At 48.0% G+C, this 14415-nt stretch carries 13 protein-coding genes; 8 read left to right on the top strand and 5 right to left on the bottom strand.

Annotated elements, in window-relative coordinates; translation table 11 throughout:
- The first annotated feature begins 57 nt into the window (after window positions 1–57).
- The 6 genes from EOO49_RS13600 to EOO49_RS13575 all read left to right on the top strand — a co-directional run bounded on the left by EOO49_RS13600 (window position 58) and on the right by EOO49_RS13575 (window position 9980).
- The gene (locus EOO49_RS13600) at window positions 58–1419 is read left to right on the top strand and encodes a glucoamylase family protein (protein WP_290846593.1); all 1362 of its coding nucleotides are present in this window, start codon (window positions 58–60) and stop codon (window positions 1417–1419) included.
- Window positions 1419–2810, top strand: a complete 1392-nt coding sequence (locus EOO49_RS13595) for a glucoamylase family protein (RefSeq protein WP_290846591.1) — start codon at window positions 1419–1421, stop codon at window positions 2808–2810. Before EOO49_RS13600 ends, EOO49_RS13595 begins: the two co-directional genes overlap by 1 nt.
- Window positions 2811–2948: 138 nt before the next feature.
- A complete protein-coding gene (gene bglX / locus EOO49_RS13590) occupies window positions 2949–5243 on the top strand; it encodes a beta-glucosidase BglX (RefSeq protein WP_290846589.1) in 2295 nt (764 codons plus the stop codon).
- Window positions 5244–6719: 1476 nt separating this feature from the next.
- The gene (locus EOO49_RS13585) at window positions 6720–6962 is read left to right on the top strand and encodes a type II toxin-antitoxin system ParD family antitoxin (protein ID WP_290846587.1); all 243 of its coding nucleotides are present in this window, start codon (window positions 6720–6722) and stop codon (window positions 6960–6962) included.
- Window positions 6959–7249, top strand: a complete 291-nt coding sequence (locus EOO49_RS13580; protein ID WP_290846585.1) for a type II toxin-antitoxin system RelE/ParE family toxin — start codon at window positions 6959–6961, stop codon at window positions 7247–7249. The genes EOO49_RS13585 and EOO49_RS13580 overlap by 4 nt, the downstream gene beginning before the upstream one ends.
- A 1033-nt stretch (window positions 7250–8282) precedes the next feature.
- A complete protein-coding gene (locus EOO49_RS13575) occupies window positions 8283–9980 on the top strand; it encodes an MFS transporter (RefSeq protein ID WP_290846583.1) in 1698 nt (565 codons plus the stop codon).
- 208 nt (window positions 9981–10188) lie between these two features.
- On the opposite strand, the gene EOO49_RS13570 is transcribed toward EOO49_RS13575, so the two are convergent.
- Complete coding sequence (locus EOO49_RS13570; protein WP_290846581.1) at window positions 10189–10458, bottom strand: hypothetical protein; 270 nt, start codon at window positions 10456–10458, stop codon at window positions 10189–10191.
- Window positions 10459–10579: 121 nt separating this feature from the next.
- On the opposite strand from EOO49_RS13570, the gene EOO49_RS13565 reads away from it, so the two are divergent.
- A complete protein-coding gene (locus EOO49_RS13565; protein WP_290846579.1) occupies window positions 10580–10984 on the top strand; it encodes a hypothetical protein in 405 nt (134 codons plus the stop codon).
- 49 nt (window positions 10985–11033) lie between these two features.
- On the opposite strand, the gene EOO49_RS13560 is transcribed toward EOO49_RS13565, so the two are convergent.
- The 4 genes from EOO49_RS13560 to EOO49_RS13545 form a co-directional block, all read right to left on the bottom strand.
- Entirely contained in the window at window positions 11034–11891 is an 858-nt protein-coding gene (locus EOO49_RS13560; RefSeq protein ID WP_290846577.1) for a hypothetical protein, read from the bottom strand.
- A 29-nt stretch (window positions 11892–11920) separates the two neighbouring features.
- On the bottom strand, window positions 11921–12739 hold the full coding sequence (gene kdsA / locus EOO49_RS13555; RefSeq protein ID WP_290846575.1) for a 3-deoxy-8-phosphooctulonate synthase: 819 nt from the start codon (window positions 12737–12739) through the stop codon (window positions 11921–11923).
- 93 nt (window positions 12740–12832) lie between these two features.
- Complete coding sequence (locus tag EOO49_RS13550; RefSeq protein WP_290846573.1) at window positions 12833–13279, bottom strand: 2-dehydro-3-deoxyphosphooctonate aldolase; 447 nt, start codon at window positions 13277–13279, stop codon at window positions 12833–12835.
- Between the two features lies 1 nt (window position 13280).
- The gene (locus EOO49_RS13545) at window positions 13281–13766 is read right to left on the bottom strand and encodes a DUF4199 domain-containing protein (RefSeq protein ID WP_290846571.1); all 486 of its coding nucleotides are present in this window, start codon (window positions 13764–13766) and stop codon (window positions 13281–13283) included.
- A 66-nt stretch (window positions 13767–13832) separates the two neighbouring features.
- On the opposite strand from EOO49_RS13545, the gene EOO49_RS13540 reads away from it, so the two are divergent.
- On the top strand, window positions 13833–14390 hold the full coding sequence (locus tag EOO49_RS13540) for a YeeE/YedE thiosulfate transporter family protein (RefSeq protein WP_290846569.1): 558 nt from the start codon (window positions 13833–13835) through the stop codon (window positions 14388–14390).
- The last annotated feature ends 25 nt before the right edge of the window (window positions 14391–14415 follow it).

Here is a 14415-nt window from a genome sequence, read left to right as displayed (position 1 = left end):
AATTCCAAATGCCTGTCGCGGCAAGAGTTGCGACGGGCATTTTTTTAAAACAACACAATGAGGATTTACAAAAGCATATTCTGCTTGTTGCCGTTGCTTGCGCTTTTGAACTGCAACAACGAAAGCGAATCGGCCGGAAGCCCGGATTCAGGACTTACCGATGCCCAATTGCTGGATAAAGTACAAAAAGACGCCACGGTTTACTTTTGGGACTTGGCGCATCCAAATTCCAAACTCGCACGGGAAAGGTATCACATCGATGATCCAAGCAACGATCAACACATCGTAACTACGGGCGGTTCCGGTTTTGGATTGATGACATTACTTGTCGGGATCGAACGAGGTTTCATTCCTCGTGCCGAAGCCGTGGCAAGATTACAGACAGCCCTGAATTATCTCGAAAATGCCGACCGATTCCACGGCGCCTGGCCACACTGGATGAACGGCAACAGCGGAAGCGTGATCCCATTCGGGAAAGTCGACAACGGAGGCGACCTTGTGGAAACCGCATTTTTGTGCCAGGGATTGATCTGCCTTCGCGAATATTTCAAAACCGGAAACCAACAGGAGCAAGCGCTCGCCCAAAAAGCAGACACACTCTGGAAAGGAGTGGAGTGGGATTGGTACACAAAAGGAGGCGAGGACGCCATTTATTGGCATTGGTCGCCCACTTACGGCTGGCAGCTCAACTTCAAACTTGAGGGCTACAACGAGTGCCTTATCACTTACATAATGGCGGCATCTTCGCCAACACATTCGGTTCCGGCCGCGGCCTATCACACGGCTTGGGCGAGGAACGGCAATATCGTGAGCTCGTCCAGCCAATTCGGGATTCCGACGATCTTGAACCACAACGGCGCAAACGGAAACGTGGGCCCGATGTTCTGGGCGCATTATTCGTATTTGGGATTGGATCCGACGGGACTCACAGACCAATACGCCAATTATTGGGAGCTGAACAAGAACCACACCCAGATTATCTACCAACATTGCGTCCAAAATCCGAATCATTTCAATGGCTACTCGGATAAATGTTGGGGATTGACGGCCAGTTACACAAGAAACGACGACGGGACGACAGGTTATTCGGCACACATGCCAACCAATGACAGAGGCGTGATTTCGCCAACGGCCGCGCTTTCGTCTTTCCCATACACACCAACCGAGTCGATGAAATTCCTGCATTACCTGTATGACGAAAAAGCGAGTTCCTACGTAGGATTGGCCGGACCATACGATGCCGTTTCACCTCATTTCAACTGGACGACACAGCGTTATCTCGCCATCGATCAGGGAACGATCGTGCCCATGATCGAAAACTACCGCACGGGGATGCTCTGGAATCTTTTCATGAATGCTCCGGAAGTCCGTCAAGGCTTGCAAACGCTAGGATTTCATTCTACAAAACACGGATTCTGATGAAGTACTTAGCCGGAATCTTATTGGTTTTCCTGACCTTTTGTACGAAAAAGGAAAAATCTGTCGACGATAAAAACAGGATCGCTTCCGCGGATAAACTCACCGACGAACAACTCATCGATCTCGTCGAGAAACAGACGTTCAAGTACTTCTGGGATTTCGCCGAACCCAATTCCGGCCTGGCGCGCGAGCGGTTTTTCCCGGACGGCAATTATCCGGAGAACGATTCGCACATCGTCGCCACCGGCGGATCAGGTTTTGGCCTGATGTCGATCCTGGCCGGAATCAACCAAAAGTACGTCACCCGCCAGCAAGCGGTCGAAAGGCTCGAAAAAATCGCGTCGTTTCTCGAAAAAGCCGAACGTTTCCACGGCGCCTGGCCGCACTGGATCAACGGAACCACGGGAAAAGTCGTCCCATTCGGGCAAAAGGACAACGGAGGCGATTTGGTCGAAACTGCTTTTTTGTGCGAAGGAATCATCTGCGTACGCGAATTTTTCAAAGGCGGAAGCGATACGGAAAAAGCACTCGCTGCCAAGTATGACGCGCTTTGGAAAGGTGTTGATTTCAATTGGTACACGAACAGGTCGAACAAACTTTACTGGCATTGGTCGCCCAATTACGATTGGCAGATGAACTTTCCGCTCGAGGGTTACAACGAGACGATGATCACTTATATTCTTGCGTCGGCGTCTCCCGATCACGCCATCGATCCGAAAGTTTACCACGATTGTTGGGCGAGAAAAGGCGCGATCAAGTCGGATAAGGAAAAATACGGATTGCCGTTACTGCTCAAACACAACGGAGCCGAGGAATTTGGCGGGCCGCTTTTCTGGGCGCACTATTCCTACGTCGGACTCGATCCGCACGAATTGACTGACAAGTATGCCAACTATTGGGACCTGAATTACAATCAGGTGAAGATCGACTATGAGTATTGTGTCAAAAATCCGAAGAAATTCAAGTGCTACGGACCCGATTATTGGGGATTGACGGCCAGTTATTCGGTCAATGCACAGGGAACCATCGGATACGATTCCCAAAAACGCGTCGGCTACAACGCCCACATGCCAAGCAATGACAACGGCGTCGTTTCGCCGACAGCCGCCGTGAGTTCCATCGTCTATCTTCCGAAGGAATCCATCGCAGCCATGCGCAATTTCTACGAAAACCACAACGAGGAATCTTGGGGAGAAGCCGGATTCTACGATGCGATCTCGTGTCAGTACAAAGCATCGGCCAAACAATACCTGGCCATCGACCAAGGTCCGATGGTCGCCATGATAGAGAACTACCGCAGCGGCTTGCTGTGGAAACTTTTCATGAACGCGCCCGAAGTGCAGCAAGGCCTCAAACGCCTCGATTTCCATTCGGGCAAGTATAAATTTTAAGTCGAAAGGCTTGGGTTAGTTATATTGATTTTCTGTTTCCGGCGGTTCCTTTCTGCAACGAGGAAGGAACCTTGGAAACATTTTTCCCAGCCAACGCCATATCTTTGCAGTCAAGCCTAAAAATCAAAAACAGTTATAATGAGAAAACAATTGATCGCCCTTTCGCTACTGGTTTCGGTTGCGGCATTCGCCCAAAAGAAAAAGGAAACGAAGACGAAATTGAAGCCAAAAGCCGAATTCGTGTCCGAACTGATGTCGAAAATGACGTTGGACGAAAAAATCGGACAGCTTAACCTGCCAACCTCGGGCGACATCACGACCGGACAATCGAGCAGTTGGGACATCACCAAAAAAATCCAGGAAGGAAAAGTAGGTGGTCTGTTCAACATCAAGACCGCCGCGAAAATCCGCGATGTACAGAAATTGGCCGTCGAAAAAAGCCGACTTCATATTCCGATGATTTTTGGAATGGACGTCATCCACGGATACGAAACCGTTTTCCCGATTCCGCTAGGACTTTCGTGCAGTTGGGATATGAAGAACGTCGAACTCAGCGCGAAAATCGCTGCCAGCGAAGCCACCGCCGACGGGATTTGCTGGACATTTTCACCGATGGTAGACATTTCGCGCGACGCCCGTTGGGGAAGAATCGCCGAAGGTTCGGGTGAAGACGCTTTCTTGGGAAGCCGAATAGCCGAAGCCATGGTGCGCGGTTATCAGGGAAAAGACTATTCGTCGGGCAAAAACCTCATGTCCTGCGTCAAGCACTTCGCCCTTTACGGAGCGCCAGAGGCCGGACGCGACTACAACACGGTCGACATGAGCCACATTCGCATGTACAACGAATATTTTCCGCCATATAAAGCCGCTTTCGACGCCGGAGCCGGTTCTGCAATGGCGTCGTTCAACGAAATCGACGGCATTCCCGCGACCGGAAACAAATGGCTTCTCACCGAAGTCCTGCGCAAACAATGGGGTTTCAAAGGGTTTGTCGTAACCGATTTCACCGGAATCCCGGAAATGACCGCTCACGGAATGGGCGATCTGCAAACGGTATCGGCTTTGGCCCTGAACGCTGGAATCGAGATGGACATGGTCGGGGACGGATTCAGCACGACCCTGAAAAAATCCCTGGACGAAGGAAAAGTCACGATCGCTGCCATCGACAACGCGTGCAGGTTGATCCTCGAGGCCAAATACGACCTCGGACTTTTCGAAGATCCTTACAGATATTGCAACCTTGATCGTGCGAAAACCGAGGTATTCACGAAAGCCAACCGCGACGTCGCCCGCAAGATCGCCGCCGAGTCGATGGTTTTGCTCAAGAACGACAAACAGACGCTTCCGCTCAAAAAGTCGGGAACGATCGCACTCATCGGACCTTTGGCAGACGCAAAAGAAAACATGGGCGGCACCTGGAGCGTCGCCGGACGAATGAACGACAACATCTCGCTTTTGGCCGGAATGAAAGCCGCGGTAGGAAATTCGGCCAAAATCGTATACGCCAAAGGAAGCAATCTCGACTACGACGCGAAATTCGAAGAGAACGCGACGATGTTTGGCAAAACTTTGAACCGCGACAACCGCTCGAGCGAAGCCCTTTTGAAAGAAGCCCTTGACGTGGCCAAAAACGCCGACGTCATCGTGGCGGCAATTGGAGAAGCTGCCGAAATGAGCGGCGAAAGCTCGAGTATGACCAACATCGAATTGCGCCAGTCGCAAAAAGATTTGTTGCAGGCTTTGGTGAAAACTGGAAAACCGGTTGTCGTCGTGTTGTTCAACGGCCGTCCCATGGCTTTGGTCGACGAAGAAAAAGCCGCGACAGCAATGCTAGATGTTTGGTTTTCGGGATCTGAGGCCGGTTTCGCGATTTCGGACGTTTTGTTCGGAGCCGTGAATCCATCGGGAAAACTCACCACGACTTTCCCTAGAAACGTCGGTCAGGTGCCGATTTTCTACGCCGCAAAAAACACCGGACGTCCCATTAGCAACAAAGAAGGCAAGTTCGAGAAATTCCGCTCCAATTATATGGACGAAAGAAACGAGCCGCTTTTTCCTTTCGGATTCGGTCTGAGCTACACGAAATTCGCCTACTCGAACCTCAAGGTTTCTGCTCCAAAAATAGGTGCGAACGACAAATTCACGATTTCGGTCGATGTCACCAACACCGGAAATTTCGACGGCGCCGAGGTTGTACAACTTTACATTCGCGACCTCGTCGGTTCAGTTACTCGCCCGACTCGCGAACTCAAAGGTTTTGAGAAAATCACGATCAAAAAGGGTGAGAAAAAAACGGTTACGTTCCATTTGTCCGCCGAAGATTTGAAGTTCTACAACTCCGATCTCAAGTTTGTTGCCGAACCCGGTGCTTTTGAGGCTTTCGTTGGTACTAATTCCAATGCGGAGCTTAAAGTGGACTTTGAGTTGCAGTAAAATTTTTGTTTTGAGTTATTTGGAATTGGGACGTCTTTTGGCGTCCTGATTTTTTTTTGCGAGGGATCGCGCTCTTTTTTTATTTTTCGGGAGCTTTTTGCTTGCGCCAGTTCGCTTTTTAGAAGCTCGGGTCCGGCTACCTGGCACTAGCTTTCTTTAAAAAACCGGTTTTTCTGGGGTTTAAAACGAGCTTCCTGCGGGCGCTGTTTTAAACCAAGAAAATCTTGGTTTTTTCTGCAAAAGGCTAGTTGCCGTTATCCGGGCTACGATCGCCCTAAAACAAGTTTCCTTTTCTCCATCACTTCCTGTGAAACCGGAAATCTTGCTCGCTCTCGAAGCGTAAATAAAAAAGCTGCGCTTTTTTTGCTTTTTTCGGCAGCTGCGCTGCCGCAAGCTTTTAATTTCTTTCGTCGCCTGCCAGCGGGGCTTACTTTTGCCTCGCCGCAAAAGTAACAAAAAGGCTCGCGGCACGACCGATTTTTGCGACCTGACAGTCTTGGGAATTCGGGAATTAAAGGAACTCGCGGGAAGCTTTTCTCGAAACGACTTTCTCTTGGGGCGCTCAAACAGCCTTTAATTCCGCGAATTTCCAAGACGTCAGGTGCCCGCCAAAACGCTCAAATGCCGGACTGATCGGAAAGTGTCTATTGACATTTTTCCTCCGCTGTCGCTTTAGAAAAATGTGTCTCCGAACACTTTAATTCGTTAATCGCAAGAATCGTTTCCATAACGCCGTCGCCGGAAAATCCTGTGGTTAAACCAAAACTGGTTTCAGCTTTGCAATTAGGTAATTCTGTTCTACTTCCAGAATTTCCTTTTTGATTTGCAGTTTTATCAGAATCGAATCACAGTCCATACTTGCGGCCTTCGCAGTTTTGCTGGCTAGAGGGACGCGCGCCAGTGCAGCGACCGCCACATTGTTTTTGTCACTTGAGGCAAGAAAATCCTGGAGAGTCATTGCTCCCGAAATCTTGGCTTTTTTCCTTTCGACGCCGCCATTTCATGTTGCATCAAACCAAGCAGGGAGCGGATGGACTGATATCAAGATAAATTTTCTCGCCGCTACGGAAATCCGTAAAACCTGGAGAGAACTTCCTCATAGGTTTACAGAATCTAAATCATAAAATTCATGAAGATTCTCAAATTTTTACTTTTCCCAATTATGATAGTTGGTTGCACGCCAGACTCAAATGATAACCAGAACATCGATTATACTGATGATGAACCACAAAGTTGTACGTATAATGGACATACACTTCACGTGGGAAGTCAGGGAGGATGCTACTATATTAATTCCAATGGCAATAACACATATGTAGACCAATCACATTGTGCAGGCTGTAACTAAAATCCGCAGTACGAGGACGACAGCACGTGCAAGAACGAGTCGGCATTCGAAAGCAACCTGTTGAAAAATCGCTGCCAAAAAACACATCAAAAATACCATACTTTGGTATATTTGAAAAAAAGAACGCCATGGCAAAAAATACCTCAGTCCTGCTAGGAGATCATTTCGAAAATTTCGTAAACGAAGAAGTTGCCTCAGGTCGTTACAGCTCCGCGAGCGATGTTGTCAGGTCGGCGCTTCGGTTGCTCGAAGTCGAGGAGCAGAAAATCAAGTGGCTGCGGAATGAGCTGGAAATGGGCGAAAAAAGCGGCTTGGTAGAAAACTACGATCCTAAAAAACACCTCGAGGAACTCAAGAACCGTAGGAAATGAAGTATCGGATTACCGAGGCCGCGTACAATGACCTAAGCGACATCTACTTTTACACTACAGAAAAATGGTCAGAGGAACAGGCAAGTAAATACTTCGAATCCATCATTGCCGAAATCGAATTGTTCAGTGAGCATCCGGAAAATGCAAAACAAATGTCCAAAGTGAGAATCGATTTCTTTTATTTCCGGGCACTGTTACACTATGTCTTTTTCAAAAAGAACGACGACACGATAGAAGTGGTCAGAATACTCCACAAGATGATGGATTTCTCAAACCACTTGGAGTGAAGGCCGCCCCATAAGTCCTAATGAAGCAGCGTTTTCCCTAACTAGTTGCGTCAAGACACGATAGCGCGTCCGTGAAAAAAAAACTTCCCTGTAAAAACCAAAACTCTCCAAGCGAGCCCATTTTTGGCGCAGCGCGCAAGCCAAAAATCAATAAAAACGTTCCAATTAGTCGCGGCATCAGCGTTTTGGCGGGCACCTGACGCCTTGCAAATTCGCGAAATTAAAGGCTGTCTGAGCGACCCAAAAAGAAAGTCATTTCGAAAGAAGTTTCCCGCGAGTTCCTTTAATTTCCGAATTTGCAAGGCTGTCAGGTCGCCAAAACGGTGTGTCGCAAACGCCTTTTTCGTTCTTTTGCGGCGAGGCAAAAGAGCCGCCCGCCGCGCAGGCGACGAAAGAAACTAAAAGCCAACGGTGGCGCAGCCGCCGCAAAAAAAACACCAAAACAAGCGAAGCTTGTTTAATCGGCACAGTGAGAATTGGGTCTCGGTTCCACAGGGAAAATTGATGGAAAAGATATTGCGGCCAAGCAAAAGAAGTCCCCGCCGGACAGGCGACGAAAGAAATTCAAAGCAAGCGACGGCGCAGCCGGCGAAAGAAGCAAACGAGCGAAGCTCGTTCTCTACGTCACGGATGTGAGTAAAGTCTCCGGTTTCATAGCAAATAATCGAGAAAAAAGATGTTGCGGCAAAAAGAAAAATAGCCCCGATGCAAGCGAATAGCCTTTCGCAGAAAACCACCATTTTTTGCCGCATTGGCAAAGCGACCGCAGGAAGCTCTTGCCAAAGCGTTTTGCAAAAAAGGCGGTTTTCAAGAAAGCTAGAAGTGGGCAGCGGGAACCAGCTCCCGAAAAACCCTCCGCAAACGTTGTAAAACCCTTTCTGAAATCGATTTCGTTAATAACTTGACAGATACTACCTTGTGCAATCGGCCCTAAAAAAGGATATTTATAAAATTTTACGCCTCAAACTGCGAAACCATTAAAAAAGAGACGTTAAGTTTACGATAACAAACCTTTAACCTTTAATCCAATTTTATGGATACATCTACAAAAACCAACAATTCTGCGTTGTATACGCTGATTACGGTCTTCTTTTTCTGGGGATTTATTGGCGCTTCCAACGGCGTTTTTATCCCATTCTGTAAAGCGAAATTCGGGCTCGACCAATTTCAGAGTCAGCTGATTGACTTCGCCTTCTATGGAGCCTATTATATTGGCGCCTTGTTGCTTTTTGTTTTTAGCAGTGTGGCCAAAAAAGATATCTTGAACTCTTGGGGATTCAAGAAAGGAATTATCAACGGATTGCTGCTGAGTACTTTTGGGGCGGCATTCATGATTTACGCCGTGACTCAAGGAAGTTACGGACTCATTCTGGCTGCGCTTTTCGTCGTGGCGTTGGGTTTTTCTTTGCAACAGACATCGGCCCAGCCTTTTGCGGCGTCGCTTGGTGAACCGCATTCCGCTTCGAGCCGACTGAATCTGGCGGGCGGTGTGAACTCGTTCGGAACGACGATTGGCCCGATTGTGGTATCGATCGCGCTGTTTGGCATAATCGCCGGCGTCGACAACAAATTTATAGAGGAATTCGCCAAGAGAGCCGACTCATTGGACAAGATGGAAATCCTGTACGCTTGTGTGGGTGGGCTTTTTCTTTTGGCTGCGGCCCTGTTTTACCTTTCAAAGCGCCTTCCCGCCGGAAAAGGTGACGAAAGTTTCGAACCGGCCAATAAGGCCATGCGTACCTTGATTGGAATTACGGTCGCTTTGGCTGCCATATTTACCTATATTTTCTCACGTTACGAGAATCCCGATTTCATAACCCGATTTGTCGACGGCGTTTTGCAGCCTGATGGAACAAAACTTCGGGAAACCGATTATCTTGGTCTTTGGCTTACGGTAGGAACCTTGGCTATAGTGGTTTTCGGATTGTTGTTCGCCAATTCCGCAGCTCAGCGAAAGCCAGAAGGTTGGGGTGCAATGAAATACCCGCAATTGGTTTTGGGAATGCTGGCGTTGTTTACCTATGTCGGCGTCGAAGTGACCATCCAGAGTAACCTCGGGGAATTGCTTAAGACTGACGTGTTCGGAAAAATCGAAGGTCCGGCATTGGCTCCGTACATTTCCATGTATTGGGGAAGTATGATGATCGGTCGTTGGGCAGGTGCGATTTCAGTGTTCAATCCATCGAACCAGTTGCGTAAAATTCTTTTGATTGTCGTGCCTTATGTGGCATTCGGTGTCGTGTTGTTCGTCAATCACATTTCCGGTCAGGACGTAGGGCCGCTGTATGCTTATGCGGGAGTTATCGCAATCCAGATCGGCGGATTTTTTCTAGGGCAGGATAAGCCAGCCCGTACTTTGATGATTTTCGGTCTATTGGGAATGGCGGCTATGGTCATTGGTTTGGTTTCGACCGGAACCACTGCTATCTATGCTTTCATGAGTGGCGGATTGTTCTGTAGCATCATGTGGCCTGCCATTTTTGCTTTGGCCATTACAGGTTTGGGAAAATATACTTCCCAAGGTTCTGCTTTCCTGGTCATGATGATTTTGGGAGGTGGTATCATTCCGCCGCTGCAAGGCAAAATTTCAGATGTCATAGGCATTCACGAATCTTACTTTATTCCCGTGATTTGCTTTGCATATATCGCGTTTTATGGCTTTGCTCTCAAAGGGATACACAAAAAGCAAGGAATCGATATCGACAATGTCGCAATGGAAGGCGGACATTAAGTTGCAACTTTCCTAAAAAGCCAAAGGGTTTGTACGATTGTGCAAACCCTTTATTTTTAAACCCTACTAAAAGTTTATTGAATGGCTTTACGAAAATAGGGAAGTGCGTTTGATGGCTTGATACCCAAGTGTGTGTTTTCGATGAAGTGCACCCTTTCTTAACATATCTTATGAAATCGGACGTAAAAAAAGCTGCTTTGTGGGCAGCTTATTTTTTGTTCTCCTTGTAACGTCGGTCAGGCGTTCCGTCTTTTTTGACGTGCACTTCCTGTTTGTAGCGCTTGTCAGGCGTTCCGTCTTTCTTGAGCACTACGCCATCTTTGGAAACTGTTTTTCCGTCTTTGGTCGTTTTCGTAGTCTGTTTTTCGACTTTCGTGGTGGTGCCTTTCTTTTCGACCGTGGTTTTTTCCTTGGTCTGTGCTTGAGCCGACAGACTGAAGGCCAGGGCAATCATCAAACTGAACAATAGCTTTTTCATGGTGTGAAGATTTTGTTTACTCCAATTTACGATTATTTAATTTGAGCCTGTCTTTTCTTAACGTTATCTTTAGGATATGCGGCTGTGTTGACGTACATTGGAAGTTCAAAAAAACAGCCCCATGAACGTTATCAAAACCAATATCCAGAACCTCGCGATGCTGTCGGCCGTGATCACTTTCGCTTCTTGCGAGTCGAGCAAGAAAGTCGAGATCAAGGAAGACGGAACCGAAGTCATAGAAGTCAGAAAGCCGGAACAGGACACGGTAAACAAAGTCGCCAAGCCGGAAGCCGAGTCGCGTTCGGTATCTGGAAAAGTCACGAAGGTCAATTTCGGGAAAGACGGATACACCGCAATCGTGTCCACAGCTTCAGGAGAAAATTACGCCGTCACGATCAGCCATTCCAACCTGACCGATCACACGCAATACAAAGAGTTCAAGGTAGGCGAGGAGTTGAAAGCCACGGGCGATTTCTGGAAGAATGCCGAAGCAGAAAACCAGATAACGGCGAGAAAGATCGACTGAATCAAAACTGCCAGAAAACGAAAAAGCGCCTCATTACGAAGCGCTTTTTTTATATTTTGAAGATTCCACCAATCACGAAAGTTCGTTCGAGGAATCGGAAGTGCTGTTCGGCCCTGTCCGATCCGTTGTGGGTCGTGCGAATGTCCGGCATGTCGATGTAACCGGCCTTGACTTCGGACTGGATAAAGAAATACTTGAGGAAAGTCAGGTTCAATCCGGCTTTCACGTCGGCGCCCCAACCCGAAATGTGGAAATCGTCGTGTCTTTCCATTCCCATCAGTGTCGTGTTGGTTTTCGGATACAAAACTCCGGCTCCAAAACCGACCAAAGTGTTCAATTGGACAATATCGGTATTCACGTCGAAAAACTTGGTGATATCGTCGACCCGCGTCAATTCGGCGCTGATGAAATTGAGTCCGTCAGTGTGCTCGAACTTGAGGAAATCCTCGGTCATGTACATTGGCGTATTGTCGTAAGTCCCGTTGAAAGGCGCGTGTCCGTCGATCGTTCCGCTCATGTTCACGAGCTGGTTTTGCGTCATCACATATTTCATGTGGTCGACTCCGACCGAAACGTTCCATTTGTCGTGAAAGAAATAACCGACCCTGAAATTCGTCTGTGGAATCGTCATGCGCGTCGGGTTGATGTAATCGATGTGGACGCCTTTCGGTTTATCGTGCGCCTTGACGTCCTGAATCGTGAAATCGTAGTCTTTTCCGTGAAAACGAATATCCGATTTGGAGTAGCTTTCCCTGTTTCCGCCCCAAAAAACAAAGAATTTTCCTTTGGCGTGAGAAGTGTAGTAGGTTTTTGTCACCGCGTCAGTTGCGGTTGCGTCAGTGGTCTGCGCAAAGTCGTATTCCGGGCTAAGCGCTAGGGCAAGCACCAGAAACATCAGTTTTTTCAAGGGGTAATGTTTGTTAGATTAGTGTTCCGTTAGAACTCGTTCACCGTCTTACGAATCGCGACCAGCTTCCTCATCAGGTCTTCGAAGTAATTCAGGTGCAACATATTGGCTCCGTCGCTTTTGGCGTTTGCCGGATCGAAATGCGTTTCGATGAAAATCCCGTCCACGCCAACTGCAATTCCGGCTTTGGCGACAGTCTCGATCATGTCAGGACGTCCGCCTGTGACGCCGGCTGTCTGATTCGGTTGCTGAAGCGAGTGCGTCACGTCGAGAACTGTCGTGGCGAATTGTTTCATCGTCGGAATTCCCCTGAAATCGACCACCATGTCCTGATAACCGAACATCGTTCCGCGGTCGGTCACGATCACATTCTCGTTGTTGCAATCGAGCACTTTCTGGGTTGCGTGTTTCATGCTCTCCGGACTCATGAATTGTCCTTTTTTGAGATTCACGGTCTTTCCGGTGTTTGCTGCCGCGACGACAAGATCTGTCTGACGCACCAGGAATGCGGGAATCTGAAGCACATCGACATATTCCGCAGCCATTTCCGCATCTTCATTGGTGTGGATATCGGTGACCGTCGGAATGTTGAAAGTTTCGTTGACCTTTCTCAGGATTTTCAAGGCTTTTTCGTCTCCGATGCCTGAAAAACTGTCGATTCTCGAGCGGTTCGCCTTCTTGAACGAGCCTTTGAAAACGTAGGGAATCTGGAGTTTATCTGTAATTCCGACGAGGGTTTCGGCAATCCGCATCGCCATTTCTTCCCCTTCGATGGCACAAGGTCCGGCCAATAGAAAGAAATTTCCGCTGTCCAAGTGCTTGATATTGGGTATATTCTGTAAGTTCATCTGCTTTTTGAAAAGTTGCACAAAGATACGTACAAATAAGGCGCTCCGATTGAAGCGCCAACTTATTTTTAACAATACTGTACCAGAGGAAAGTTACTTCTTCAAACCCAGTCCAACGGGCACTTTGACCTCGCCTTTGGAGTAAATGTTGATGTAGAGCAACACTTTTTTCTTCTGCCCGATCCATCTCAGTTCGTAAATGTCGACGAATCCGGCGCCCATATCGCTGTGCGTGGTCGAAAGCGGACAGCAACTGTCGACCTTTTTGAAGAAAATCTTCTCGCCGTTCGGACCCGAAAGTGCACGCAGGTAACGCTCGGCATTTATCGTCTCATTTTTCGAAGTCCTGTAGAAAACGTTTACCGGATAATCCGGATGATACCCGTATTTCGGATTCGTGCTGAATTCGGTCACGATAAAAGTGTCGCCTTTGAGTTTAGGCTCGGGCGCGCTTTCGTCAATGTTCATGATCGTATTTTTGGTGCTCACGCAAGAAGCCAGCGAGAAGCAAAGCAGCGAAAGGAAAATCAGTTTTTTCATGTTAGTTGGTTTTGGTTCTGAAAAAAAGCGAAAGTGCAGCCGAAGCCACGACGCCGCTCGACAATACAAGTTGTATGCCCGAATAGATCTCGTTCTTTAAATTTGTCGTTTCCTGCGCTTCCTTGAGCGTGATTTTTCCGGTTGCCATCTTTTGCAGCATCGTATTCGGAAGCAATTCGGGCGCGATCACACCGTGAATGATGTTTTTTTGGATAGGCACGAAAACCGCCACGACGGCCGTCATCATCGTGCCCGCCAAAAATCCTTGCTGCCAAGTCATTTTTCCCTGAAAATACGCTTTTTCCTTCTCGCGATAGAACAAAAAATAGAACAAAAGGCCAATGGGAGCAAAGCACAAAGGAGAAAGTACGTAAAAGCTGAAGCCGGGTTTTTCGTACAATCCGAGTTCTTTTTCGACTATGGCCGAAGCCGACAGCGCCAAACTTAGCAAAAATCCCCATTTGATCTCGATCGCAAATTTCTTCATCCACCTTAATTTTCGCCAAAGTTAGGATTACATCGCGAATGTTTACCTTTGCCGCAAATATTTTTTATGGAAGCAATTTATCAAACCTGGCCTTGGTACGTGAGTGGTTTTTTGATCGCCTCGGTCATGTTATGCCTCATTTGGTTCGGAAAAACTTTCGGGATGTCCTCGAATCTGCGTTCGATGTGTTCCATCGCGGGAGCCGGAAAATTCGTGCCGTTCTTCAATTTCGACTGGAAATCACAGCGTTGGAATTTGATCGTGGTCTTGGGAACGATGCTCGGCGGATTCGTCGCGGTTCACTATTTGTCCTCGCCTGACAATGTCGCTTTGAATCCGAAAACGATAGCACAACTTTCCGATATGGGAATCGATGCGCCAAACGGCAAATTGCTGCCAAGCGCTGTTTTCAGTGCCGAAGCGATGCAGAATCCCAAAATGATCGCCGTTTTGTTGCTCGGCGGAGTTTTAATCGGATTCGGAAGCCGGTACGCGGGCGGATGCACTTCCGGTCACGCCATCTCCGGACTTTCGAACCTGCAGTTACCGTCGCTCAAAGCCGTCATCGGATTCTTTGTCGGCGGACTCATCATGGCACATTTCATCCTTCCACTTATATTCTGATCCGCAAAATCTGAAAATCCAAGAA

Origin of the sequence: Flavobacterium sp. (genome assembly GCF_004295795.1) — a bacterium.
In the GTDB taxonomy this organism is placed as follows: Bacteria; Bacteroidota; Bacteroidia; order Flavobacteriales; family Flavobacteriaceae; genus Flavobacterium.
Note: the sequence above shows the minus strand (reverse complement) of the source record. Positions and strands in the feature narration are given on the sequence as shown.